Origin of the sequence: Bartonella queenslandensis AUST/NH15 (assembly GCF_000312585.1) — a bacterium.
Taxonomy (GTDB): domain Bacteria; phylum Pseudomonadota; class Alphaproteobacteria; order Rhizobiales; family Rhizobiaceae; genus Bartonella; species Bartonella queenslandensis_A.
The window spans coordinates 143,463-144,292 of sequence record NZ_HE997979.1; the positions used below are offsets into that span (position 1 = coordinate 143,463).

The following is an 830-nucleotide window of genomic DNA, read 5'->3' on the forward strand; positions in this document are numbered from 1 at the left end:
TGCTGGGATTGACCCCGAAAAAGCTTTACAAAACAGTAAGAAATACAGTGTTGTTTGGAAAGTTCTCAATGCGCTGCTTTCTCATGATGAGAATTTTAGTAAAACGCTTAACCAGATGAATTTAGGACAAGATGTAAGCTCTATTTTAGAGATTATAACGGTTTCTCAAAATATGGATTTAGAGAATGTCACCACGGTTGTTGATGACATTCCGCTTCAAGCAAAACCACAGCATGCAAGCGCAAGCAATGTATCTCCAATCCGTAAATCGCTTTCCACGCATCATGGACAAACAAGCTTCAACTTTATGTCGGCATTCCCTCGTGCTCTTAAAACGGTTCTGATTAAAAGATCAACCCTTTCTGATTATTGGGGCATTTGGGCGAATAATGTTGCTGAGATTGCCCAAAACCATATCAATCATCTTAAAGATATTCTTTCTGATGAGAAAGGCAAAGCGCGGTGTGCTTTTGATGCGTTTCATAAGGAATTAAAGAGCAATTTAAATGACAGTCTGACGCAAGAGGAAGCGCTTGAGATGTTAGGACAACATCTTGTCACGCGTCCCGTGTTTGAAGCTTTGTTTGGAGGCAATGAATTTGTACAAAACAATGCCATCTCACAAGCGATGGAAAGAATTTTAGCTGAGTTGGATAAAACCGATATCAAGCAGAAGTCTTTAGAATTACAAGGGTTTTATAACAGTGTAAAATTCCGTGCTTCTGGGATTACCGAACCGCAAGCAAGACAGAACCTTATTATCAAACTCTATGAGGATTTCTTTTCCAAGGCATTTAAGAAAACGACGGATAGGCTTGGGATTGTTTATA

Annotated in this window: 1 pseudogene; it reads left to right on the top strand. The window is 39.3% G+C overall.

The window, feature by feature from the left end:
* A pseudogene (locus BN338_RS01605) lies at window positions 1-830 on the top strand (damage-inducible protein); the annotation flags it as partial.